Here is a 23,872-nt window from a genome sequence, read left to right as displayed (position 1 = left end):
GGGAGCTGGCAAGCTTTTGCAAGGTTGCCAGCTTCGGTCACACCGGGCTGTGAGTCAAACCTGCCTTCTTTGAAAGGCCTCCGGTCTTCGTCAATCAAGGAGTTCCGGTCGGTCGCGAAATTGCGCCAATGCCTCGGGATTGGCCAGCGCGTCGGTGTTTTTCACTGGCTGGCCATGCACCACGTTCCGCACCGCCAGCTCGACCACTTTGCCGCTGATGGTCCGTGGAATGTCCGTCACCGCGACGATCTTCGCCGGCACATGCCGTGGCGTGGTGTTGGCGCGAATGACCTGGCGAATCTGCTGTTGCAGGGCTTCGTCGAGCTCGACGCCATCGCACAAGCGCACAAACAGCACCACCCGCACGTCATCCTGCCACTGCTGACCGATGGCGACGCTGTCGATCACTTGCGGGACTTTCTCCACCTGACGGTAGATTTCCGCGGTGCCGATGCGCACGCCGCCGGGGTTGAGTACCGCGTCCGAGCGGCCGTGAATCATCATCGCGCCATGAGCCAGTTGTTCGGCGTAATCGCCCTGGGCCCAGACTCCCGGAAACTGGCTGAAGTAGGACGCGCGCAGCTTCTCGCCGCTCCGGTCGTTCCAAAGGCCGATGGGCATCGCCGGGAAGTGCCGGGTACAGACCAGCTCGCCTTTTTCGCCAACCACCGGCGTGCCGGCGTCGTTCCAGACCTCGACGGCCATGCCCAGGCTCTTGCCCTGGATTTCGCCGCGACGCACCGGTAGCCACGGATTGCCGTTCACGAAGCACGAAACGATGTCGGTGCCGCCGGACATCGACGCCAGGCACAGGTCGGCCTTGAAGTCGCGGTAGACGTAGTCGTAACTTTGCGGCGACAACGCAGAACCGGTGCACAGCAGGGTTTTCAGGCTGCCAAGATCGTGGCTTTGCAGAGGTTTCACGCCGTTGCTTTCCAGCGTCGCGAGGTACTTGGGACTGGTGCCGAACACGCTGATGCGCTCGTCGTCGATCAGGTCGATCAAACGTTCCGGGCCGGGATGAAACGGCGAACCGTCGTACAGCACCACGGCGCTGTCCACGGCCAGGGCCGAGACCAGCCAGTTCCACATCATCCAGCCGCACGTGGTGTAGTAAAACAAGCGGTCGGCGGGGCCGAGATCGCAATGCAGGCCATGTTCCTTGACGTGTTGCAGCAGCACGCCGCCGGTGCTGTGAATGATGCATTTGGGCACGCCGGTGGTGCCGCTGGAATAGAGGATGTACAACGGGTGCGCGAAGGGCACGGCGACAAAGTCCGGTTCGCCACCCGGTTCGTAGAATGCATCCCAGAGCGTTACGTCGGCCGGAGTGTGGAAATCTTCGATGCGCGCCTGTGGTCGAGCATAAGGCACGACGATCAATTGTTGCAGCGACGGCAGGCGTTCGAGGATTTCGTTGACCTTGGCGCGCTGGTCGATGTCTTTGCCGGCATAGCGGTAGCCGGCGCAGGTGATCAGCACTTTCGGTTCGATCTGGCCGAAGCGGTCGATCACCCCTTGGGTACCGAAGTCCGGCGACGAACAGGACCAGATCGCCCCGAGGCTGGTGGTCGCGAGCATGGCCACCAGGGTTTGCCAGGTATTGGGCATGCACGCGGCGACGCGATCGCCGACGCCGACGCCGGCGACGATCAAACTGTTTTGAAAACCGGCGACATGCTCGGCCAGTTCGGCCCAGGTGAGTTGTTCGCGCTGGCCGTTTTCGCCGATCGCGATCACGGCGACGGCATCGTCGCGGCGGCGCAGCAAGTGTTCGGCAAAGTTCAGGGTGGCGCCGGGGAACCATTGGGCGCTGGGCATGTGATCGCCTTCGATCAGCACGGCGTCGGGTTGATCGTGGAAGCGGATATCAAAGAAATCGACGATGGCTTGCCAGAAGTCGACCCGCTGATCGATGGACCATTGATGCAGATCGGCGTAGTCGGCGACGTCGAGGTGGTGTCGCTGATTGATGAAGCGCCGGAAGGCCTCCATGCGGGTCTTGGCGATGCGCTTGGCGCCGGGTTGCCAGAGGATGTCGGACATGGTTTGCCTCTTCTTCTAATTACACAGGCCTTTGTGAAATATGAGCTTCTGTGGCGAGGGAGCTTGCTCCCGCTCGGCTGCGCAGCAGTCGTAAAATGGGTGCTGCGACCATTTTGGGGCGGCTTCGCCACCCAGCGGGAGCAAGCTCCCTCGCCACAGGGGTTAGCGGCTGATTACTGCGCCAACCACCCGCCATCAATATTCCACGCCGCGCCCCGCACCTGGCTACCGGCCTCGCTGCACAAAAACAACACCAGCTCACCCAATTGCGGCGGGGTGACGAACTCCAGCGAAGGCTGCTTCTCGGCCAGCAAATCATGCTGCGCCTGCTGCGGATCAATCCCGGTGGCGATGCGGTCATCAATCTGCTTCTGCACCAGCGGTGTCAACACCCAGCCCGGGCAAATGGCGTTGCAGGTGACATTGGTCGTGGCGGTTTCCAGGCCGACCACCTTGGTCAAACCGATCACCCCGTGCTTGGCCGCGACGTAAGCCGCCTTGCCCACCGACCCGACCTGGCCGTGCACCGAAGCGATATTGATGACCCGTCCCCAACCTTTCTTGCGCATGCCCGGCAGGCTCAACCGGGTACTGTGAAACACCGACGACAGGTTGATCGCAATGATCGAATCCCAGCGCTCCACGGGAAAGTCTTCCACGGAAGCCACATGCTGGATACCGGCGTTATTGACCAGAATGTCCACGCCGCCGAACTCGCGTTCGGCGTATTCGATCATGTCGGCGATCTGCGCCGGGTCACTGACATCGGCGGGGTGATGGCCGACCTTTCCACCGAACTGTTCAACCTCGGCAATCACTTTGGACGCATCGCCAAAACCGTTGAGAATCAGGTTGGCGCCAGCCTTGGCCAGGCTGAGAGCGATGCCCAGGCCGATGCCGCTGGTGGAACCGGTGACCAGTGCGGTCTTGCCCGAAAGAGTCGTCATGAATACCTCACACAATGCCAGTGGCGTAGAAAGTACCGATCACCACAAAAACCGCCAGGGTCTTGATCAGCGTAATACAGAAAATGTCTTTGTAGGCTTCGCGGTGGGTCAGGCCGGTCACCGCCAGCAACGTGATAACCGCGCCGTTGTGCGGCAGGGTGTCCATGCCGCCGCTGGCCATCGCGGCGACGCGGTGCAGCACTTCCAGGGGAATGTTCGCTGCATGGGCGGCGGCGATGAAGTTATTGGCCATGGCCGCCAGCGCAATGCTCATGCCGCCCGACGCCGAGCCGGTGATGCCGGCCAGCAGGGTCACGGTGATCGCTTCGTTGACCAGCGGGTTGGGAATGCTTTTGAGCCAGTCAGCCAGTACCAGAAAGCCCGGCAGCGAGGCGATCACCGCACCAAAACCGTATTCCGACGCCGTGTTCATCGCTGCCAGCAATGAACCGCTGACCGCACTTCGACTGCCTTCGGCCAACTTGCCGCGAATCGCCTTGAAGCCGAACACCAGCACCATGATGATGCCGACCAGCAACGCAGCCTGAACCGCCCAGATCGCCGTGAGTTTGGCGATTTCAGTGGTCACCGGCGCGGCCATGCCCGGCAGTGCGAGGCTGTGGGTCTTGCCGTACCACTGGGGAATCCACTGGGTAAACAGCAGGTTCATGATGCCCACCGCCAGTAACGGCGACAGCGCGATCCACGGATTCGGCAGCTTGATATCGGCAGCGGTTTCCGGCTCGTTGCGCAGGTCGGAGCCGTAGCCTTCACCGGTGCGCTGGGCCTTGTTGCGTTGGCGCTGGAGAAACAGCATGCCGGCGCAGAACACGAAAATCGCCCCGATTACACCCAGCCACGGCGCCGCCCAGGCGGTGGTGTTGAAGAAGGTGCTGGGAATGATGTTCTGGATCTGCGGGGTGCCGGGCAGGGCGTCCATGGTGAACGAAAACGCACCGAGGGCGATGGTTGCCGGGATCAGGCGTTTAGGGATATTGCTCTGGCGGAACATTTCGGCAGCGAACGGGTAGACCGCAAACACCACCACAAACAGCGACACGCCGCCGTACGTCAGCAGGGCGCAGACCAGCACGATCACCAGCATCGCCTGGCGGGTGCCGAGCAAACGAATCGCCGCCGCGACAATGGAGCGCGAGAAACCCGACAACTCAATCAGCTTGCCGAACACCGCACCGAGCAGGAACACCGGGAAGTACAGTTTGATGAAGCCGACCATTTTTTCCATGAACACCCCGGTGAAGGCGGGGGCGACAGCGGAAGGGTCGGTGAGCAGAACGGCGCCGAGAGCGGCGATCGGGGCAAAGAGAATAACGCTGTAGCCACGGTAGGCCGCGAGCATCAGCAGCGTGAGGGCTGCCAAGGCGATGATCACACTCATGGTGTGTCTCCTGGATTGTTATTTTTTTGGGGTAAAGTTGTGTGGGGGAGGGCTTTAGCGAGTTTCATGCCAAGCCTGTAACATATTGAAATGTAAGGATATTTTATATTTTTCGAGCCGGCATGAAGCTATTTGTCTCTGTTTTGAGACTTTCGCTGGCAGGTCTGGCTCTATCGCGAGCAAGCCCGCTCCCACAGTTGACCGAGTTGTTCAGGAGAATACGGTCAACTGTGGGAGCGGGCTTGCTCGCGAAGGACTGTCTAACAATGGAGATGCTTGTCTCTTTATGGAGACTCTGCAATCCCCAACGCCACCATCTTCTTATACAAAGTCGACCGCCCAAGCCCCAGGCGTGCCGCCGCTTCAATCACCTTGCCTCCGCATTGCGCGAGGGCGGATTCAATCAATTGCCGGTCAAATCGTTCACGAGCCTCACTAAACGTCTCGTGTGCAACCGACTCTACCTTTAATGGCGCCGCGCGTTCGACCGGCGTAAACGTACCAATCGCCGCGCCGATATCCCCTGCATTCAGCATCAGGTCGTCACTAAGCAACGCCGCCCGCTCCAGCACGTTGCGCAGTTCGCGAATATTCCCCGGCCAGGCGTGTTGCCCCAATAGTTCCAGCGCTTCGCGGTTCAGTTCATGCTGACTGCGCAGCTCCTCAAGAATCGCTTCACTGAGCGCGGGCAAGTCATCGAGACGATCCCGCAACGGTGGCACCTGGATCGGCAGCACGTTGAGGCGGTAATACAGATCGGCACGAAACTCGCCGCGTTTGATCGCCGCTTCAAGGTCGGTCGAGGTCGCTGCGATCACACGCACATCGCTCTGAATCACTTCGTTGGAACCCACCGGCTCGAATTCTTTTTCCTGCAACACCCGCAGAAGTTTGCTCTGTAGCGGCAGCGGCATGTCGCCGATCTCATCGAGGAACAGCGTTCCGCCCTGGGCAATCTGCAACTTGCCGGCACGGCCCTTGCGGTCCGCACCGGTGAACGCGCCGGGGGCAGTGCCGAAGAACTCGGCTTCCAGCAGCGACTCGGGAATCGCCGCGCTGTTGATGCTGACAAAGGCTTTATGGGCACGCGGCGAAGCCCCGTGAATAGCCTGCGCCAACAGCTCTTTGCCGGTGCCGGTTTCGCCGAGCAGCAACACCGGCGAATCTGCGCTGGCACTGCGTCGGGCGCGGCGTTTGACTTCGAGGCTGGCCGCGCTGGTGCCGATAAAATGGGCGAAGTTGTACTTGGTCTGTCGTGCCCGCAGCAGCGAGCGGGTGGAGGCCAGTTCTTCCTGCATGCTCATGTAGCGCTTGAGCATCGGCGACAGGCTGCGCAACTCGTCGAACAACGCAAAACCAATCGCACCGATCACCACGCCGGCGTCGTCGTGAATCGGCAGGCGCATGACCACCAGCGGTTCTTTGGGGGTGTCCTGCATGTCGAGCAAAATCGGCCGACCGGTGCGCACCACCTCACGCAGCAGACTGCCGGGAATCACGCTTTCGCAAGCCTTGCCGATGGCCACTTCGGCCGACGTCAGACCGAAGCGCCTGGCATAGCGCTCGTTCATCCAGACGATGTTGGCGTCGCGATCGACGATCACCGTGCCTTCACTCGACTGCTCGATGATTTCGAACAACGAACGGATCGCCAACAGGCGAACGCGCTGGTAATCCTTTAGGCTTTCGGTGGTGTTCATGTCGGCTGATCCTGATTAAGTATTGCCTGTGCTGGCCCCTTCGCGAGCAAGCCCGCTCCCACATTGGAACGCGGTCAACTGTGGGAGCGGGCTTGCTCGCGAAGGCCGCGACGCGGATTATGCCTACCGCGGATGCGCCGCCGCCAACAGCTCTTTGGTGTACGGATGCTGCGGCGAATCAAACACGTCGTGGCTGGCACCGCTTTCCACCACCTTGCCGTCCTTGATCACGATCATGTCATGGGCGAGGGCGCGGACCACCGCCAGGTCGTGGCTGATAAACAGGTACGTCAGCCCGTGTTTTTCCTGAAGCTGACGGAGCAGGGCGACCACTTGTTTTTGCACCGTGCGGTCCAGCGCCGAGGTCGGTTCGTCGAGCAGGATCAACGCCGGTTTCAGCACCAGCGCCCGGGCGATGGCGATGCGCTGGCGCTGTCCACCGGAAAATTCATGGGGGTAGCGATGGCGGCTTTGCGGGTCGAGGCCGACTTCCTGCAGCGCGCGAATCACTTCGGCCTTGCATTCGTCCGCTGTCAATTGGCTGTGAACTTCAAGGCCTTCGCTGATGATCTGCGCCACCGACATCCGTGGACTGAGGCTGCCGAAAGGGTCCTGGAACACCACCTGCATTTTCTTGCGCCATGGCCGCAACTGCTTTTGCGTCAGACCATCCAGCGCCTCGCCCTGAAAGCGAATGCTGCCTTCGGAGTCGAGCAGACGCAGGATCGCCTGACCGAGCGTCGACTTGCCCGAGCCGGATTCACCGACAATGCCCAATGTCTTGCCACGCTGGACATTCAGGCTGATGCCATCCACCGCGTGCAGATACGTTTTGCGTTGGAACAGTCCGCCACTGAGGGGGAAGCGCACGGAAAGATTGTCCACTTCCAGTACGTTCTCGCGCGCGTCCCGGGCCAGGGCTTCGCCTTCCGGTTCGGCATTCAAAAGCTCGCAGCTGTACGGATGTTTTGGCTCGGTGAACAGCGTCTCGCACGGCGCCTGTTCGACGATTTCCCCGGCCTTCATCACGCACACGCGCTGGGCGATGCTGCGCACCAGGTTGAGGTCGTGGCTGATCAGCAGCAGCGACATGCCGAGTCGCTGTTGCAAGGATTTGAGCAGCAGCAGGATCTTGCGCTGCACGGTCACATCCAGCGCCGTCGTCGGTTCGTCGGCGATCAGCAACTCCGGCTCGCAGGCCAGGGCCATGGCGATCATCACCCGTTGCCGCTGGCCGCCGGACAGTTGATGCGGATACGCCTTGAGCCGCTCTTTGGGTTTCTGGATACCCACCAGGTGCAGCAACTCAAGAATCCGTGCCTGCGCGTGTTTGCCGGTCAAGCCTTTGTGCAGCAGCAGGGTTTCGCCGATCTGCTTTTCAATGCTGTGCAGTGGATTGAGCGAGGTCATCGGCTCCTGAAAGATCATCGCGATGCGGTTGCCACGCAACTCCCGCAGCACTTTGGAGGAGGCGCCGAGCAGTTCCTTGCCGCGATATCGAATGCTGCCGGTGGATTCGGTGCCGGTCTCGGGCAGCAGTTGCAGGATCGAGTGCGCGGTCACCGATTTGCCGGAGCCCGACTCGCCGACCAATGCCAGGCATTCACCGGGTCGGATGTCCAGGCACAGATTGCGCACCACGGTCTGCCCGCTGAAGGCCACGCTGAGGTTGCGGATTTCGATCAGGTTACTCATCTCAACGCTCGCTTCGTGGCAAAAAATCAAGATCGGGGATCAAACGCATCACGCAACGCCTCGCCGATAAACACCAGTAAAGAAAGAATCAACGCCAGGGTGAAAAACGCCGTCAATCCCAGCCACGGCGCTTGTAGATTCTGTTTGCCCTGACCAATCAGTTCGCCCAGCGACGCACTGCCGGCCGGCATGCCGAAGCCGAGGAAGTCCAGCGCGGTAAGCGTCGAAATCGCCCCGGTCAGAATGAACGGCAGGTAACTCAGCGTCGCGTTCATCGCATTGGGCAAAATGTGCCGCACGATGACTTTGCGGTCAGTCAGGCCCAGCGCACGGGCGGCTTTGACATATTCCAGGTTGCGTCCGCGCAGAAACTCGGCGCGCACCACGTCCACCAGCGCCAGCCAGGAAAACAACGCCATGATCCCCAGCAGCCACCAGAAATTCGGCTCGACGAATCCCGACAGGATGATCAACAGATACAACACCGGCAACCCCGACCAGACTTCCAGCAAACGCTGACCGATCAGGTCGACCCAGCCGCCGTAATAACCTTGCAACGCCCCGGCAGCGATGCCGATCAGCGCGCTGACAAAGGTCAGCATCAACGCAAACAGAATCGACACCCGCGCACCGAAAATCACCCGGGCCAATACGTCGCGCGCCTGGTCATCGGTGCCAAGCCAATTGACGTTCGAAGGCGGGCTCGGCGCCGGTTTGTTCAAGTCGTAGTTCGGCGTGTCGTCGCTGAACGGAATCGGCGGAAACAGCAACCAGCCGCCGTCCTTTTTGATCAGCTTCTGCACATAGTCACTGCGGTAGTCAGCCTGGAAAGGCAGTTGTCCGCCGAACTCCTGCTCGGTGTAGCGCTTGAACACCGGGAAGTACAACGAACCCTCATAACTGACCACCAGCGGTTTGTCATTGGCGATCAGTTCGCCGCCCAGGCTCAACAGGAACAGGCCGATAAAAAGCCACAGCGACCACCAGCCACGACGGTTTTTCTTGAAGCGTTCGAAACGGCGACGCGCCAGCGGCGAAAGCGTGACCATCAGGCGTTCCTCGCGGCGAAGTCGATACGCGGGTCGACCAGGGTGTAGCAGAGGTCGCCGACCAGTTTTATAAGCAGGCCGAACAGCGTGAAGATGAACAGCGATCCAAACACCACCGGATAGTCCCGGGACACCGCGGCTTCGTAACTCATGCGGCCCAGGCCATCGAGGGAGAAGATCACTTCGATCAGCAGCGAGCCGGCGAAGAACACACTGATGAATGCCTGGGGAATGCCCGACACCACCAGCAGCATGGCGTTGCGAAAGACGTGGCCGTACAGCACACGGCGTTCGCTCATGCCTTTGGCGCGGGCGGTGACCACGTACTGGCGGGTGATTTCATTGAGGAAAGAGTTCTTGGTCAGGATCGTCAGCGTGGCAAACCCGCCGATCACCAACGACGTCACCGGCAGCACCAGGTGCCAGAAGTAGTCGGCGATCTTGCCCACGGTGGACAGGGAGTCGAAGTTGTCAGAGACCAGGCCGCGCACCGGGAACCAGTTCAGCGACGTGCCGCCGGCGAACACCACGATCAGGAACATCGCGAACAGAAACGCCGGCATCGCGTAGCCGATAATGATCGCGGTGCTGCTCCAGATATCGAAATGGCTGCCGTGGTGCACGGCTTTGCGGATGCCCAGCGGGATCGACACCAGATAAGTAATCAGCGTCGCCCAGAGCCCGAGGGAAATGGTCACTGGCATTTTTTCCAGGATCAGGTCGGTGACCGTGGCGCCGCGGAAAAAGCTCTTGCCGAAATCCAGTTGCGCATAGCTTTTAAGCATCAGCCACAGGCGTTCCGGGGCCGGTTTGTCGAAGCCGTACTGTTTTTCGATCTCCTTGATCAGCTGCGGATCGAGACCGCGACTGGCCCGGGAACTGCCGCTCATGACTTCGCTGGACCCACCGCCGACACTGGCGCCGCCGATGCCTTGCAGGTGCGCGATCGCCTGTTCCACCGGACCGCCCGGCGCGGCCTGAACGATGACGAAGTTGACCAGCAGAATGATCACCAGGGTCGGAATGATCAGCAGCAGACGCCGCAGAATATAAGCCCACATCAATGCGGCCCTCCGGGTTTGCCGCGCTTGATCAGTTCGGCGGTCATCTGTTGGTTGGTCAGCGGCGTGGTGCTCACTTCCCACCAACTCTCGATGGCTTCGTCATTGGCGGCTTGCACGGCGGGAATCCCGAAGCGGTTCCACCACACGGTCGAACTGCCCGGCGGATAGTAGTTGGGAATCCAGTAGTAGTTCCATTGCAGCACCCGGTCGAGTGCGTGGGCGTAGCGCAGCATATCGGACTGGGTGGTGGCGCGAACCAGGCCGCTGACCAGCGTATCGACCGCAGGATTCTTCAACACCATGTAATTGTTGGAGCCCGGATCGTTGGCCGACGCGGAGCCGAAATAGTTGTTCAACTCGTTGCCCGGCGAAGTGGTGACCGGATAGCCGGTGACGATCATGTCGTAATCCCGGGACATCAGGCGATTGACGTACTGGGACGAGTCGATGCGGCGGATGTTCAGGTCGATGCCAATCTGCTTCAGCGTGCGCTTGTACGGCAGCAGCAAACGGTCCATGCCGTTCTGGCTGACCAGGAACGTGAAGCTCAGCGGTTTGCCTTCGGCGTTCACCAGGTGGTCGCCATCCGGTTTCCATCCGGCCTGTTCCAGCAAATCCAGCGCTTGCAGTTGTTTGTCGCGGATCACGCCGCTGCCGTCAGTTTTCGGTGCCTCGAAGACTTGGGTGAATACCTCGTCGGGGATCTGTCCGCGCAAGGGTTCAAGAATCGCCAGTTCGGCGGCATCGGGAAGGCTGCGGGCAGCAAGGTCGGTGTTGGAGAAGAAACTCTGCTGGCGGATATAGAGGTCGCGCATCATCTGCCGGTTGCTCCATTCGAAATCCCAGAGCATCACCAGCGCTTGACGGACGCGGCGGTCCTGGAACAGCGGATTTTGCAGATTGAACACGAAGCCTTGCGCCGACTGCGGCGCGTTTTGCGCCAGATGCGCTTTCTGCAGGCGACCGTCACTGAGGGCCGGGCTGTCGTAGCCGATGGAGAAACCGGTGGCGGAGAATTCCCGGTTGTAGTCGTAGGCACCGCCGCGCAACACCTGACGGGCCACGTCGGTATCGCCGAAGTACTCGATACTGAAATGGTCGAAATTGTAGAGCCCGCGGCTGACCGGCAGCTCCTTGCCCCACCAGTCGGGATTGCGCTCGAACATAATGCTGCGCCCGGAATCGACCTTGCTCACCTTGTACGGACCGCTGCCCAGTGGCGGCTCGTACCCGCCGCCGCCGGCGAAATCGCGGGTTTTCCACCAGTGCTCGGGAAGCACCGGCAAGGTCGCGATGTCGAGGGGCAGGGTGCGGTTTTCATTGCTTTTGAAATCGAAACGCACCGTGAGTGGCGATTCCACTTCGACGCCTTTGACGTCGGCGAATTGAGTGCGATAGCGCAGGCTGCCCTGGGTCATCAGCAGGTCGAAGGTGTAGCGCACGTCTTCGGCGGTGATCGGCTTGCCATCGGCGAAGCGGGCCTTGGGGTTAAGGTAGAAATGCAGCGACAAACCGTCGTCCGAGCGCTCCATCTTCTGCGCCACCAGACCGTACACGGTGTAAGGCTCATCCAGTGAACGCTGGGCCAATGGCGAATAGATCAAACCGTCGATCTGCGTCACGCCGATGCCTTTGTCTATATAAGGCAAGACATGGTCGAAGTGGCCGATCTCGATGGCTGAGCGGCGCATGGTCCCGCCTTTGGGAGCCTGGGGGTTGGTGTAGGCAAAATGACTGAAGCCGGCAGGGTATTTCGCCGGTTCGCCGTAGACGGTCAGCGCGTGTTGGGGGCCGGCGTTCACACCGGCGGCGCCCAACAACAGCGCCACGGCAGTGAACAACAAAGTGGGGAAAGCCAGTCGCATTGTCAGCCTTATAGCCGGGTGGTCGATTACCGCAATTTGTACGCTAGCGGCGCGTCCCTCGCCAGCCGTATCACGCATCCGAAACACGACGGCCCACCAAAAGGCGGGCCGTTGTGCGCAAAGCTTCGCGAATGGATCAGTCCTGACGACTGGTCACTTCCAGCAAGTGATAACCAAACTGGGTCTTCACCGGGCCTTGCACCACGTTGATCGGTGCGCTGAAGACCACGGCGTCGAATTCCTTGACCATCTGGCCTGGACCGAACGAACCCAGATCGCCGCCCTGACGGCTGGAAGGGCAGGTGGAGTTGGCTTTGGCAACTTCGGCGAAATCGGCGCCAGCCTCGATTTGGGCTTTGAGTTCGTTGCACTTGGTTTCGCTGGCAACCAGGATGTGACGGGCAGTGGCTTTAGCCATGGGAAATACTCCTTTCAATGTTCAGTAAAGTGCGGAGCCTACCGGATTCAGTGGCCCATTTCTTCTCAAAGTTCCTTCCAATGCTTACAGGCCAGCCTTTCGCAGGCGTTCGGCGTGCTGCACATACAAATCAGTCGGGTCGATGCCTTTGCGAACCCGGCCGGCGGTCTGGTTGATGCTGTCCAGGTGATCCAGCGGATAGTCGGAGCGGATCACTTTGCCCAGATGGGAGCTGAAGCGTCCGACCATGCCGTCGTTCTGCTCGGCTTCGGTGGTGAAATATCGAGAAAAGGCCCGAGAGAACGCATTCAGCGGATCGAGTGCATTGAGCCCTTCATCGAGCGAGTTCCCTCGCAAAGTGCCGCTCCAGGAATAGTAGCGAACCCCATCGACCAGCTCGCGGCCCTTGCCGCCCCAGGTTTTTGGCAATCCCTGGGGGTACTTCTCATTAAACGCGCCGACACCTTCGGTGGTCAGCGCATTCAACGCAGCGATAGCGTTCTGCGGCAGGTGCGGGTTACCACTCAGTAACGACAGGAAATCGGCGAACAAGGTGACGACCGTTTCGGCCGCCCGCTCCGGGAGGCGTCCGGGCGTCAGTGCCTTGCGCAGGAAGTCCGCCAGTTCCGAGCCATGGTTCGGCCCGCTGACCGACGTCACCGACGCTACGACTTCCGGCGCTATTGCTGCGGCATAACGTGCCGCCAGTGCGCCTTGGCTGTGACCGATCAGATTGACCTTGTCTGCGCCGGTCCCCTCCAGCACCCGTTCGATCTGTGCCAAAAGCTGTTCACCGCGAGCTTCGTTGGTGTGGGTAGCCGACAGCTGAGGTATGAACACCCTGGCGCCGTCGCTGCGCAGTGCTTGCTTGATGTCTTGGAAGAGTCCGAATGGGCCGATCCGGTCGAAACCGAACAGGCCGTGAACCAGCAGGATGGGATAGAGAGTGCTTGCATTCCGTTGCATGTTCGTACCTTTTCGCGGGAGATCGTGGATGTGCTTGGGCCTCACTCTAAAGCACTCGGGTGTTCGCGCGATGTATGAAAAAGCCGCTGTAAATGGGTGAAAACGGAATAGGTAAAGTACGAATATTCGAATCAGCAGGAGGCTTTTTTCGGAATGTCCGGACGTCCTTTGATCGGAGGTAGCGCAGAGTTCTGCAATGACCTACCTCCGAAATGTCATTTGCCTGTCAACCGCGTGCCGTTCGCAACCGTTCCGCCGCCGAACGCAACAACGCTTCAGTCCCTTCCCACCCAAGGCAGCCATCGGTAACCGATACGCCATAACGCAGCGATGGACTCAACGGCTGGCAACCCTCGAACAAGTGACTCTCGATCATCATTCCGATCAAAGATCCATCACCCTGCAAACGCTGCTCAAGCACATCATTGAACACTGCCGGTTGACGCAGCGGATCTTTACCACTGTTGGCGTGGCTGCAATCGACCATGATCCGCGCCGGGATCTTCAGCTTGGTCAAATCGCTGTTCACCTGAGCGACGCTATCGCGATCGTAGTTCGGTCCGCGATGGCCACCGCGCAGTACCAGATGGGTATCGGGGTTGCCCGGGGTCTGAATGATCGCCGGGTGACCCTGGCTGTCGACGCCGAAATGCCGATGCGGATGGGCGGCCGAGCGTATGGCGTCACTGGCAACGCCGACACCGCCATCGGTGCCGTTCTTGAAGCCGACCGGCATGTTCAGGCCGCTGGCCATTTCGCGGTGGATCTGCGACTCGGTGGTGCGGGCGCCAATGGCCACCCAGCTGAGCAGGTCGTCAAAGTAGCCGGCGGCCATCGGTTGCAGCAGTTCGGTGGCGATCGGCAAGCCCAATTGGAGCATTTCGCGCATCAGCTCGCGGGACAGGGTCAGGCCGCCGGCCATGTCATCGCTGCCATCCAGATGCGGATCGTAGGCCAGGCCTTTCCAGCCGACCGTGGTGCGAGGTTTTTCGACGTAGGCGCGCATCACCAGCAGCATTTCATCGCTGACTTCGGCGGCGAGGCGGGCGAGGTTGCTCGCGTATTCGAGGGCTGACCGGGGGTCGTGAATCGAGCAAGGCCCGACGATCACCAGCAAACGGGCGTCTTCACCATTGAGGATCGCGCGGACCGCGTCGCGATGGGCGGCGACTTGCCGGGTCAGGGCGTTGCTGAGGGGCAGTTGCTGTTTGAGCTGCAATGAGCTGGGCAAACGCAGGGTCAGCGCTTCGTTGGCAGGGTTCATGATGGACAGCGGCAGAGCAGAGACGGACGAGTTCATATTCAAGCTTCCTGGGCGGGTGGCGGGTTCGTTCCCGCGTGCTCGGCCCTACTGGGGTGTTCGACAATTGGCCGGATTGGCTGCGTGTGTGTGCTTGCCACCTGTGGGTGACCGATCGGAGGCGGCAGGCTGTCCCGAGCGGAGGCTGCTAAATCGCCAGGCGGTAAAACTGTCGTAACGGTAATAAGTGGCGTAGTTCATGTCGTGAATCCTCAAGTTGTCTGATGTGTTGCTAAAAATACGAAGGGGCTGAAAAAACAAAACCCCCGGTCGGGAGGCCGACCGGGGGTTGAGAATTCTCTGGTGGCGACCCGTTTAAAGTGGGCGCCGTGTGGGTATCAGGCGCGCCAGTGGCTAAACCAATACCCAAAATAAAAGCTGACCGAAGCACAAACGGTGTTCACCCGGGCAGCCGCAACCGAGCGCGGGGCGCTGGCGGTACGAAGCTGTGAGAGGGCGTTGAACATGGTCTGTCTCCGATGGATGCGCCGAGCTTACTAGAGGCCGGTACGCGGATTCAATCAGAAATTGCTATCGGTCCCCGACGGCGTTTTCTATCGCGTGAGTACGCCGAAGGTTGTGGCACACTTCGCCCTTGATCAAAAAAACACGGACGAAACATGACGCCTCTGACCATCGCCGCTGCTCAATCGATCTCCATCGCAGGTGACCTGGCCGCCAATATTGCCTGGCATCAACGCTTCATGCAGGCGGCGGCGGGGCAGGGTGTGCAGTTGCTGGTGTTTCCGGAACTGTCGCTGACCGGGTATGAGCGAGGACTGGCGGCTGAGCTGGCTATTGCGCCGGAGGCCGCTGTGCTGCAACCGCTGCGGGATTTCGCGCGGGAAGTTGGCGTGACGACTGTGGTCGGAATGCCAATTCGCCTGTCGGAAAATTCGCCGGTGCTGATCGGAGCGCTTGTGTTGGGTGGCGACGGTTCATTCGGGGTTTACAGCAAACAGCATCTGCATCCGGGCGAAGAGGTAGCGTTTGCACCGGGAACTGGCGGTTCGACCCTGACAATAGGCAACGACACGGTCGCCTTGGCGGTGTGCGCCGATTTTTCCCACGCCAGCCATGCAGCCGCAGCGGCACAGCAGGGCGCCGATCTGTACGCCGCGGGCGTGCTGATTACGGAAAACGGCTACGCCCCGGACACCGCGTTGTTGCAAGGCTATGCCGTTAAGCACTCGATGACGGTGCTAATGGCCAACCATGGCGGTGCGACAGGTGGCTGGGGGTCGGCAGGACGCAGCGCCATCTGGGCGTCGGACGGTTCGCTGATTGCCGCCGCGCCCGGCACCGGCAACCTGCTGGTCGTTGCTCGGCGCAATGCTGACGGCTGGACGGGGCAAACAGTCGCCGTCGCGGAAGCCTGATGGGGTTTGAGTTACGTCCGGCAACATCAGAGGATCTCGACTTCGCTCGTGAACTGACCTGTAAAACCATGCTCCGCTACTACATCAAGCATGATCTGCTGTGGTTGGACGAGGCCTTCGATGTGGCCTGGGCGGGACGGGAAAACTGGCTGATCGTTCGTGACGACGTGCGGCTGGGTTATGTGAGCCTGAGCCGGGACGCAAAAGCCTTATACATCCGCGAGTTGCATGTGCTTGAGTCGTTTCGGGGGCAGGGCGCCGGTTCATGGGCGATCGATCAGGTATTGGCGATGACGCGCAAGGAACGACGCCCGGCCCTGCGGTTGACGGTGTTTGAAAATAATCCGGCGAAAGCGTTATACGAGAGAAAGGGCCTGAGGGTGGTCGGCGCAGACGAGTGTTTCCTGAGAATGCAGCGCGATGTCGAGGGCGAATCGCTGAAACACGTATAAGACAAGCCTTTCAAGATGTATTGAAACTTTTTATATGACGCTTGCCGCTAGGTCTGCCAGTCGCTTTTTGCTAAGGTGTCGACAACTCAAATAAGACCATATCGCGAGGTGTCTGCTTGATTAGGGTGCTAGTAGTCGATGACCATGATCTCGTTCGTACAGGCATTACACGAATGCTGGCTGACATCGATGGCCTGCAAGTGGTCGGCCAGGCTGAGTCAGGCGAAGAATCGCTGCTCAAGGCGCGTGAGTTGAAACCCGATGTGGTGCTGATGGACGTCAAGATGCCCGGTATCGGCGGTCTTGAGGCCACCCGCAAACTGTTGCGCAGTCATCCGGACATCAAAGTCGTCGCGGTCACCGTGTGCGAAGAAGACCCGTTTCCTACACGGTTGTTGCAAGCCGGTGCTGCCGGTTACCTGACCAAAGGCGCCGGGTTGCCGGAAATGGTCCAGGCCATCCGCCTCGTGTTTGCCGGGCAACGCTACATCAGCCCGCAGATTGCACAGCAACTGGCGATCAAATCCTTTCAGCCGACCAATGATTCGCCGTTCGATGCGCTGTCGGAACGGGAAATCCAGATCGCGCTGATGATTGTCGGCTGCCAGAAGGTGCAGATCATTTCCGACAAGCTGTGTCTGTCGCCCAAAACCGTGAACACCTACCGTTACCGAATTTTCGAAAAGCTTTCGATCAGCAGCGATGTCGAGTTGACGCTGTTGGCAGTTCGTCACGGCATGGTTGATGCCAGCCTCTGATAATGACTGACACCTTCGATCCAAGCGCTTTCCTGTCGACGGTCAGTGGGCGCCCCGGCGTCTATCGCATGTTCGACAGCGAAGCGCGCCTGCTCTACGTCGGCAAGGCCAAGAACCTCAAGAATCGTCTGTCGAGTTACTTCCGCAAATCGGGGCTCGCTCCCAAAACGGCGGCGCTGGTGGCGCGTATTGCCCAGGTCGAAACGACGATCACGGCCAACGAAACCGAGGCCTTGCTGCTTGAGCAGACGCTGATCAAGGAATGGCGTCCACCCTACAACATCCTGCTGCGCGACGACAAATCCTACCCGTACGTGTTTCTATCCGATGGCCAGTTCCCACGCCTGAGCATTCATCGCGGCGCCAAAAAGGCCAAGGGCAAATATTTCGGTCCCTATCCCAGTGCCGGCGCGATTCGCGAAAGTCTGAGCCTACTGCAAAAGACCTTTTTCGTTCGCCAGTGCGAGGACAGCTATTACAAGAACCGTACGCGGCCGTGCCTGCAATATCAGATCAAACGCTGCAAGGCGCCCTGTGTCGGTCTGGTGGAGCCCGAGGTGTACGCCGAAGATGTGCGGCACTCGGTGATGTTCCTCGAAGGTCGCAGCAACGCGCTGACCGACGAGTTATCCGCCGGTATGGAAGAGGCGGCGATCAACCTCGAGTTCGAGCGTGCCGCCGAATTGCGTGACCAGATCTCTTTGCTGCGCCGGGTTCAGGATCAGCAGAGCATGGAAGGCGGGACCGGCGATGTCGACGTGATCGCCGCGTTCGTCAACCCGGGCGGTGCTTGCGTTCATCTGATCAGCGTGCGCGGTGGCCGGGTGTTGGGGAGCAAGAATTTTTTCCCGCAGGTGGGTATTGAAGAAGACGTTTCCGAAGTCATGGCCGCGTTTCTCGGTCAGTACTACGTCAGCAGCCCCGAACGCGACTTGCCGAGCGAGTTCATTGTCAACGTGGTTCACGATGATTTCCCGACGCTGATCGCAGCCATTGAAGAGTTGCGCGGTCGCGAACTGACCATCAGCCACAGGGTTCGCGGTACGCGGGCACGCTGGCAGCAATTGGCCGTGACCAATGCCGAGCAGGCACTGGGCGCGCGTCTGGCGAACCGCCAACACGTCGCCGCGCGTTTCGATGCCCTGGCCGACGTGCTGCAACTCGATGAGCCGCCGCAGCGCCTGGAGTGTTACGACATCAGCCATTCCAGCGGCGAAGCGACCGTGGCGTCCTGTGTGGTGTTTGGCCCGGAAGGCCCGATCAAGTCCGATTACCGTCGCTACAACATCGAAGGCGTCACGCCGGGCGATGACTACGCCGCGATGCACCAGGCCCTGACCCGACGCTTCAGCAAACTGAAGGACGGGGAGGGCAAGCTGCCGGACATTCTGCTGGTGGACGGCGGCAAAGGTCAGTTGTCCATGGCGCGCGACGTGCTCAATGAGCTGGCGGTGCCCGACCTGATTCTGCTGGGCGTGGCCAAGGGCGCGACGCGCAAGGCCGGTTTCGAAACCTTGTACCTCAACGATGCCGCCCACGAATTCACCTTGCGCGGCGATTCCCCGGCGCTGCATTTGATCCAGCAGATCCGCGACGAAGCTCACCGTTTTGCGATTACCGGGCATCGCGCCCGTCGCGGCAAAACCCGCCGCACGTCTACACTGGAGGGCGTCGCCGGCGTTGGACCGACACGCCGCCGCGATTTGTTGAAACATTTTGGTGGATTGCAGGAGCTGTCTCGTGCCAGCATCGACGAGATCGCGAAAGCCCCCGGGATCAGTAAAAAGCTCGCAGAGTTGATTTATGCAAATCTGCACAGCGAGTAGAATGCCACCTCACCTCGTAGCCAGTTGTGCCGATGAATATCCCTAATCTGATTACCGTTCTACGTGTCCTGCTTATCCCGATCTTCATTTTACTGTTCTACCTGCCTTACCAATGGAGCTACCTGGCGTCCGCTTCGGTCTTTGCGTTTGCCGCCGCCACGGACTGGCTGGACGGTTACCTGGCTCGCCGTCTGGAGCAAAGCACGCCGTTCGGGGCTTTTCTCGATCCGGTGGCTGACAAGCTGATGGTCGCCGTGGCGCTGGTGTTGCTGGTGCAGGAACACGGCAATCTGTGGCTCACGCTGCCGGCCGCCGTGATCATCGGTCGCGAAATCGTCGTCTCGGCGCTGCGGGAGTGGATGGCCGAGCTCGGTGCCCGTGCTCACGTCGCCGTGTCGAACCTGGGCAAATGGAAAACCGCTGCGCAAATGCTGGCGCTGGTGATCCTGCTGGCCAACCCGTCGGACTTCTCGTTCTGGGTTCTGGTGGGTTATGCCTTGCTGCTGATCTCTGCGGGCCTGACGTTGTGGTCCATGGTTCAATATTTGCGGGCGGCCTGGCCGCATCTGAAGACCGACGTGGAAAAGAAATAAACTTTTTTGAATCAAAGGGTTGACGGGGCATCTGGATTCTATAGAATGCGCCTCACCAAGACGCGGGAATAGCTCAGTTGGTAGAGCACGACCTTGCCAAGGTCGGGGTCGCGAGTTCGAGTCTCGTTTCCCGCTCCAAGCATTAAAAAATGGATCTCTGAAAAGAGGTCCATTTTTTTTCGTCCAAAGAAAAGTCTTTCTTTGGCTGTTGCCGTGACAGTCCGCTTTTCCTGAATGGATAAGCAACCACACATTTCCCTGCACCTGACGTCCGGCATTTCGTGCGCACCGCCTGCAGTGCCATCACGTTAGCACTTGCAACCCGACGAGTGCGCCACGGTTCAGCCGTTTTCAGTAGCGAATCATCACCGATTTGAGCTCGGTGTAGTCATCGATAAAAGCACTGCCAAACTCCCGACCTACCCCTGAAGATTTGTTGCCGCCAAAGGGAACCGCCGGATCGAGCATCGTGTGCATGTTCACCCACACGGTCCCGGCCTTGATGGCGGGCACCATGCGCAGGGCCTTGCTCAGGTCGTTGGTCCAGAGGCTGGCGCTCAGGCCATAGCGTGTGTTGTTCATCAGCTCCAGCAGTTCTTCTTCGGTGTCGTAGGGGAAAAAGGTAGCGATCGGGCCGAAGGTCTCCTCGTTGAGCAGGGTGTCATTGACGGTGTCGGCGAGGATCACCGTCGGCTCGACATAACAGCCGGGGCGATCGATCAGGTGTCCGCCGTGGATGATGGTGTTATTTTCGGCACGGGCCTTGGCGAAAAAACCTTCGAGCTTCAATTGGTGTTGACGGTTGGTCACCGGGCCGAACTCGGTGCGCTCATCCAGTGGCGAACCGATGTTCAGCTGGCTTAAGCGTTGGGCCAGTTTGTCCATGACCGGCTCGATCTGCGAGCGATGGACGAAGAAACGCTCGGCGGCGGCGCAGATTTGCCCGGAATGCAGGAAACCGGCTTCGATGATGCCGTTGACGGCCTTGTCCAGATCCACATCGCGCAGGAAGCCCGCGGAGTTTTTCCCGCCCAGTTCAAGCGTGGCGCGGGTCAACCCGGCACCCATGGCACTCTGGCCGACGGCAATACCGGTCGGCACCGAACCGGTGAAAGAAACCTTGTCCGTGCCTGGGTGTTCGATCAGTCCTTTGCCCACCAGACCACCCCCCGTCAATACGTTCAGCGCACCGGCAGGCAGGCCGGCTTCAATAGCCAGTTCGGCGATCCGCAGGATGGTCAGCGGGGTGAATTCACTGGGTTTAATGATGATGCTGCAGCCGGTCACCAGCGCCGAGGCGAGTTTCCAGATGGCGATCATGGTCGAGAAATTCCATGGCACGATGCCCACCACCACGCCGACCGGTTCTCGCAGAGTGAAAGCGGTATAGCGTTCGCCGTCGAAGGAGGGCAGTGACGGGGTGAGGGTCTGGCCGCTGATCTTGGTTGCCCAGCCGGCGTAATAACGCAGGAAGTGAGCGGCTTGATCGACTTCGAAGGCCCGGGAAATCTGAATGATCTTGCCCGACTGGCACGTTTCGATTTGCGCCAGTTCTTCGCGGTTTTGCTCCATAAGGTCGGCCAGTTTCAGCAGCACGTTGCCACGAATCGCCGGTGCGACCTGGGACCAATGCTTGAAGCCGCGATTGGCTGATTCCACCGCCGCATCGATATCGACAGAATCAGCGTCGGCGACCCGGGCGATGACCTGGCCGGTGGCTGGATTGGTCACCTCCAGCGTCTGGCTGGAATGGCTCTGGACGTAGCCGCCGTCGATAAACAACGCATGACTACGACGGAGGAAGGCTTCAACTTGAGGCAGCAGCGCAATATCGCTCATGGGGTTTTCCTGGTCGCGAACAAGGGAAAAGCCCGAGGTTAATCAAAGGTGGCCGCGTCGGCTTGACTGTGGCTGCCGCGGGGCATGTCTGCGGCTGCCAGATCGATTGTGCGCTTGAGTGCCAGGCGTGGGCGTTGCCTCTGGAAAGTACAATCTTGGCTCTGGAAGTTGCATTTTCCGTTGGAATCGCTCGCCGCATACTGGCCCTGCATCCAGCGCCGTTCCTCGATTCGGAGGGATGACGGGACATCCAATAATAAGCAGGGCCGTCCATGAAAAAGCCAAACCCGCTGCTCGAAGACCTCAAGTCCATTCTGCCGGCCATCGCTGCCAACGCCTTCCGGGCCGAGCAGGATCGCAAGGTCCCCGACGAGAACATTGCAATGCTCAAAAGCATCGGCATGCACCGTGCTTTTCAGCCCCGCAACTTCGGTGGCATGGAAATATCGCTGCCACAATTTGCCGACTGCATTGCGATGCTCGCCGGTGCTTGCGCCAGCACTGCCTGGGCGATGAGCCTGCTGTGTACGCATAGCCATCAACTGGCGCTGTTCTCGACCAAACTGCAGCAGGAAGTCTGGGGCGATGACCCGGATGCCACGGCCAGCAGCAGCATCGCGCCGTTTGGCCGCACCGAAGAGACCGAAGGCGGTGTGTTGTTCAGCGGTGAGATGGGCTGGAGCAGCGGTTGCGATCACGCCGAGTGGGCGATTGTCGGTTTCCGTCGCAAAAATGCTGAGGGCACTCAGGACTATTGCTTCGCGGTCCTGCCGCGTAGCGACTACCAGATTCGTGATGACTGGTTCGCCGCCGGCATGAAAGGCAGCGGCACCAAGACCTTGATCATCGACAATGTGCTGGTGCCGGAACACCGGATCCAGAAAGCCAAGGACATGATGGAAGGCACGTCCGAAGGCTTCGGTCTCTACCCGGACAGCAAAATCTTCTACTCGCCGTACCGTCCTTACTTCGCCAGCGGTTTCTCCACGGTGAGCCTTGGGGTTGCCGAACGCATGCTGGAGGTGTTCCGTGAAAAAACCAAATCCCGCGTGCGCGCCTATACGGGTGCGGCGGTCGGCGCGGCGACCCCGGCGTTGATGCGTCTGGCCGAGTCGACTCATCAGGTGGCAGCCGCTCGCGCCTTTCTCGAGAAGACCTGGCAGGAACATGCCGAACACAGTGAGCAGCAGCGTTACCCAAACCGGGAGACCTTGGCGTTCTGGCGCACCAATCAGGCCTATGCCACCAAGATGTGCATCCAGGCTGTGGACCGCCTGTTCGAAGCCGCCGGTGGCAACGCCTGGTTCGAGCATAACGAGATGCAGCGTCTGTTCCGCGACTCGCACATGACCGGTGCTCATGCCTACACCGACTACGACGTCTGCGCACAGATTCTCGGCCGCGAGCTGATGGGACTGGAGCCCGATCCGAGCATGATCTGACGAGCGCCGTCACAAAGCCCCCATAACAACAATCAGGACTGTTCCTGGAAGCAGTCCGGGAGTCTCGCATGTCTGAGAACAACGCTTGCGCCGCCACTGAAACGACGTTCGACCCACGGGCCTTTCGCCGGGCACTGGGCAATTTCGCCACCGGAGTGACCGTGGTGACCGCTGCCACCGCTTCCGGTCGCAAAGTCGGCGTCACGGCCAACAGCTTCAACTCGGTGTCCCTTGATCCGCCGCTGGTGCTGTGGAGCATCGACAAGCGCTCTAACAGCCACGAAGTGTTCGAGCAGGCCAGCCATTTTGCGGTCAACGTGCTGGCCGCGGACCAGATCGACCTCTCGAACAACTTCGCTCGACCCAAGGAAGATCGCTTCGCCGAGATCGAATTCGAGGCGGGCGAGGGCGGCTCGCCGGTATTCGCCGATTGTTCGGCGCGTTTTCACTGCGAGAAATACCAGCAGGTGGACGGTGGTGATCACTGGATCATGATCGGTAAGGTGGTGGCCTTCGACGATTTCGGCCGCTCGCCATTGCTCTATCATCAGGGCGCCTATTCCATGGTCCTGCCCCATACCCGCATGACCAAACGCGACGAAAACCAATCGCCGAGCAGCCACTTTCAGGGACGCCTCAGCCACAACCTGTATTACTTGATGACTCAGGCGGTGCGGGCCTATCAATCCAGTTATCAGCCTCGGCAATTGTCCACCGGCCTGCGCACCAGCGAGGCGCGAATGCTGATGGTGCTGGAGAATGACGCTGGCCTGAGCGTGAACGAGCTGTTGCGGGAGGTGGCGATGCCGGTCCGGGAAATCGACGAGGCGGTAGCCAACCTCAAGCGCAAAGGCCTGGTCAATGACGATGACAGTCGGGTGCGGCTGACTGATGCTGGTCTCGATCAGACGGAAGACCTCTGGGCGATAGCCCGGGAGCAGCAGGACAAGGTGTTCGCCGATTTCAGCGAGGATCAGATCGAAACGTTCAAAACGGTATTGAAGCAACTGATCAGCCGTTGCTGATAGCCCATCGATCTTTTTCCGGCTCCTCTGGGACTAATGCCTGTCAGTTAATAATTTGTAGGAGCGAGCTCGCTCGCGATGGACTTCAGGACGACGCGTGTATCCAGAG

Annotated in this window: 19 protein-coding genes and 1 tRNA gene; 8 read left to right on the top strand and 12 right to left on the bottom strand. The window is 60.0% G+C overall.

Annotated features, from left to right (window positions below; all coding sequences use genetic code 11):
* Positions 1 to 90: 90 nt before the first annotated feature.
* From ACA073_RS14545 to ACA073_RS14495, 11 genes are all read right to left on the bottom strand, one after another.
* Positions 91 to 2,046 (bottom strand): acetoacetate--CoA ligase, encoded by a 1,956-nt coding sequence (locus ACA073_RS14545; protein WP_497397131.1) that lies wholly within the window; start codon positions 2,044 to 2,046, stop codon positions 91 to 93.
* 173 nt (positions 2,047 to 2,219) lie between these two features.
* Entirely contained in the window at positions 2,220 to 2,993 is a 774-nt protein-coding gene (locus ACA073_RS14540) for a 3-hydroxybutyrate dehydrogenase (protein WP_497397129.1), read from the bottom strand.
* 7 nt (positions 2,994 to 3,000) lie between these two features.
* Entirely contained in the window at positions 3,001 to 4,392 is a 1,392-nt protein-coding gene (locus tag ACA073_RS14535; RefSeq protein WP_497397127.1) for a GntP family permease, read from the bottom strand.
* Positions 4,393 to 4,676: 284 nt separating this feature from the next.
* A complete protein-coding gene (locus tag ACA073_RS14530) occupies positions 4,677 to 6,092 on the bottom strand; it encodes a sigma-54 interaction domain-containing protein (RefSeq protein ID WP_497397125.1) in 1,416 nt (471 codons plus the stop codon).
* Positions 6,093 to 6,215: 123 nt separating this feature from the next.
* Complete coding sequence (locus ACA073_RS14525; protein WP_497397123.1) at positions 6,216 to 7,787, bottom strand: ABC transporter ATP-binding protein; 1,572 nt, start codon at positions 7,785 to 7,787, stop codon at positions 6,216 to 6,218.
* A gap of 26 nt (positions 7,788 to 7,813) precedes the next feature.
* Entirely contained in the window at positions 7,814 to 8,836 is a 1,023-nt protein-coding gene (locus ACA073_RS14520; RefSeq protein ID WP_497397121.1) for an ABC transporter permease, read from the bottom strand.
* Positions 8,836 to 9,897: a microcin C ABC transporter permease YejB gene (locus tag ACA073_RS14515; protein ID WP_497397119.1), complete on the bottom strand. Its 1,062-nt coding sequence runs from the start codon at positions 9,895 to 9,897 to the stop codon at positions 8,836 to 8,838. Before ACA073_RS14515 ends, ACA073_RS14520 begins: the two co-directional genes overlap by 1 nt.
* Positions 9,897 to 11,765, bottom strand: coding sequence for an extracellular solute-binding protein (locus ACA073_RS14510; protein WP_497397117.1), 1,869 nt, complete (start codon positions 11,763 to 11,765; stop codon positions 9,897 to 9,899). The genes ACA073_RS14515 and ACA073_RS14510 overlap by 1 nt, the downstream gene beginning before the upstream one ends.
* Positions 11,766 to 11,901: 136 nt before the next feature.
* On the bottom strand, positions 11,902 to 12,183 hold the full coding sequence (locus ACA073_RS14505; protein ID WP_497397115.1) for a peptidylprolyl isomerase: 282 nt from the start codon (positions 12,181 to 12,183) through the stop codon (positions 11,902 to 11,904).
* Between the two features lie 84 nt (positions 12,184 to 12,267).
* Positions 12,268 to 13,149, bottom strand: coding sequence for an esterase/lipase family protein (locus ACA073_RS14500; protein WP_497397113.1), 882 nt, complete (start codon positions 13,147 to 13,149; stop codon positions 12,268 to 12,270).
* Between the two features lie 226 nt (positions 13,150 to 13,375).
* Positions 13,376 to 14,449 (bottom strand): 3-deoxy-7-phosphoheptulonate synthase, encoded by a 1,074-nt coding sequence (locus ACA073_RS14495; protein WP_497397111.1) that lies wholly within the window; start codon positions 14,447 to 14,449, stop codon positions 13,376 to 13,378.
* Between the two features lie 620 nt (positions 14,450 to 15,069).
* Between ACA073_RS14495 and ACA073_RS14490 the strand changes: the two genes are divergently transcribed.
* The 6 genes from ACA073_RS14490 (at position 15,070) to ACA073_RS14465 (ending at position 19,595) form a co-directional block, all read left to right on the top strand.
* On the top strand, positions 15,070 to 15,828 hold the full coding sequence (locus ACA073_RS14490; protein ID WP_497397109.1) for a carbon-nitrogen hydrolase family protein: 759 nt from the start codon (positions 15,070 to 15,072) through the stop codon (positions 15,826 to 15,828).
* The gene (locus ACA073_RS14485) at positions 15,828 to 16,280 is read left to right on the top strand and encodes a GNAT family N-acetyltransferase (protein WP_497397107.1); all 453 of its coding nucleotides are present in this window, start codon (positions 15,828 to 15,830) and stop codon (positions 16,278 to 16,280) included. Before ACA073_RS14490 ends, ACA073_RS14485 begins: the two co-directional genes overlap by 1 nt.
* 116 nt (positions 16,281 to 16,396) lie before the next feature.
* Complete coding sequence (gene gacA, locus ACA073_RS14480) at positions 16,397 to 17,038, top strand: response regulator transcription factor GacA (RefSeq protein WP_008015884.1); 642 nt, start codon at positions 16,397 to 16,399, stop codon at positions 17,036 to 17,038.
* Positions 17,039 to 17,040: 2 nt separating this feature from the next.
* Positions 17,041 to 18,864 (top strand): excinuclease ABC subunit UvrC, encoded by a 1,824-nt coding sequence (uvrC, locus tag ACA073_RS14475; protein WP_497397105.1) that lies wholly within the window; start codon positions 17,041 to 17,043, stop codon positions 18,862 to 18,864.
* A gap of 32 nt (positions 18,865 to 18,896) precedes the next feature.
* Positions 18,897 to 19,457, top strand: coding sequence for a CDP-diacylglycerol--glycerol-3-phosphate 3-phosphatidyltransferase (gene pgsA / locus ACA073_RS14470; RefSeq protein WP_262164796.1), 561 nt, complete (start codon positions 18,897 to 18,899; stop codon positions 19,455 to 19,457).
* 62 nt (positions 19,458 to 19,519) lie between these two features.
* Positions 19,520 to 19,595, top strand: a tRNA-Gly gene (locus ACA073_RS14465).
* Positions 19,596 to 19,808: 213 nt separating this feature from the next.
* Here ACA073_RS14465 and ACA073_RS14460 read toward each other — a convergent pair.
* Positions 19,809 to 21,296: an aldehyde dehydrogenase family protein gene (locus ACA073_RS14460; protein WP_497397103.1), complete on the bottom strand. Its 1,488-nt coding sequence runs from the start codon at positions 21,294 to 21,296 to the stop codon at positions 19,809 to 19,811.
* Between the two features lie 272 nt (positions 21,297 to 21,568).
* Between ACA073_RS14460 and ACA073_RS14455 the strand changes: the two genes are divergently transcribed.
* Together ACA073_RS14455 and ACA073_RS14450 are read left to right on the top strand one after the other, a co-directional pair.
* Positions 21,569 to 22,738: a p-hydroxyphenylacetate 3-hydroxylase oxygenase component gene (locus ACA073_RS14455; protein WP_497397101.1), complete on the top strand. Its 1,170-nt coding sequence runs from the start codon at positions 21,569 to 21,571 to the stop codon at positions 22,736 to 22,738.
* A 68-nt stretch (positions 22,739 to 22,806) separates the two neighbouring features.
* Positions 22,807 to 23,763 (top strand): p-hydroxyphenylacetate 3-hydroxylase reductase component, encoded by a 957-nt coding sequence (locus ACA073_RS14450; RefSeq protein ID WP_497397099.1) that lies wholly within the window; start codon positions 22,807 to 22,809, stop codon positions 23,761 to 23,763.
* Positions 23,764 to 23,872 lie beyond the last annotated feature (109 nt).

It is taken from the genome of Pseudomonas sp. LBUM1670 (assembly GCF_059695695.1).
This window is presented reverse-complemented; position numbering and strand designations above follow the sequence as displayed.

What these genes read in the sequence shown, in the direction of transcription:
- ACA073_RS14500 (WP_497397113.1), bottom strand. Translation starts at nt 13,149, where the DNA reads ATGCAACGGAATGCAAGCACTCTCTATCCCATCCTGCTGGTTCACGGC.
- pgsA (WP_262164796.1), top strand. Translation starts at nt 18,897, where the DNA reads ATGAATATCCCTAATCTGATTACCGTTCTACGTGTCCTGCTTATCCCG.
- uvrC (WP_497397105.1), top strand. Translation starts at nt 17,041, where the DNA reads ATGACTGACACCTTCGATCCAAGCGCTTTCCTGTCGACGGTCAGTGGG.
- ACA073_RS14545 (WP_497397131.1), bottom strand. Translation starts at nt 2,046, where the DNA reads ATGTCCGACATCCTCTGGCAACCCGGCGCCAAGCGCATCGCCAAGACC.
- ACA073_RS14505 (WP_497397115.1), bottom strand. Translation starts at nt 12,183, where the DNA reads ATGGCTAAAGCCACTGCCCGTCACATCCTGGTTGCCAGCGAAACCAAG.
- ACA073_RS14485 (WP_497397107.1), top strand. Translation starts at nt 15,828, where the DNA reads ATGGGGTTTGAGTTACGTCCGGCAACATCAGAGGATCTCGACTTCGCT.
- ACA073_RS14535 (WP_497397127.1), bottom strand. Translation starts at nt 4,392, where the DNA reads ATGAGTGTGATCATCGCCTTGGCAGCCCTCACGCTGCTGATGCTCGCG.
- ACA073_RS14510 (WP_497397117.1), bottom strand. Translation starts at nt 11,765, where the DNA reads ATGCGACTGGCTTTCCCCACTTTGTTGTTCACTGCCGTGGCGCTGTTG.
- ACA073_RS14520 (WP_497397121.1), bottom strand. Translation starts at nt 8,836, where the DNA reads ATGGTCACGCTTTCGCCGCTGGCGCGTCGCCGTTTCGAACGCTTCAAG.
- ACA073_RS14515 (WP_497397119.1), bottom strand. Translation starts at nt 9,897, where the DNA reads ATGTGGGCTTATATTCTGCGGCGTCTGCTGCTGATCATTCCGACCCTG.
- ACA073_RS14460 (WP_497397103.1), bottom strand. Translation starts at nt 21,296, where the DNA reads ATGAGCGATATTGCGCTGCTGCCTCAAGTTGAAGCCTTCCTCCGTCGT.
- ACA073_RS14530 (WP_497397125.1), bottom strand. Translation starts at nt 6,092, where the DNA reads ATGAACACCACCGAAAGCCTAAAGGATTACCAGCGCGTTCGCCTGTTG.
- ACA073_RS14525 (WP_497397123.1), bottom strand. Translation starts at nt 7,787, where the DNA reads ATGAGTAACCTGATCGAAATCCGCAACCTCAGCGTGGCCTTCAGCGGG.
- ACA073_RS14540 (WP_497397129.1), bottom strand. Translation starts at nt 2,993, where the DNA reads ATGACGACTCTTTCGGGCAAGACCGCACTGGTCACCGGTTCCACCAGC.
- ACA073_RS14450 (WP_497397099.1), top strand. Translation starts at nt 22,807, where the DNA reads ATGTCTGAGAACAACGCTTGCGCCGCCACTGAAACGACGTTCGACCCA.
- ACA073_RS14495 (WP_497397111.1), bottom strand. Translation starts at nt 14,449, where the DNA reads ATGAACTCGTCCGTCTCTGCTCTGCCGCTGTCCATCATGAACCCTGCC.
- ACA073_RS14490 (WP_497397109.1), top strand. Translation starts at nt 15,070, where the DNA reads ATGACGCCTCTGACCATCGCCGCTGCTCAATCGATCTCCATCGCAGGT.
- ACA073_RS14455 (WP_497397101.1), top strand. Translation starts at nt 21,569, where the DNA reads ATGAAAAAGCCAAACCCGCTGCTCGAAGACCTCAAGTCCATTCTGCCG.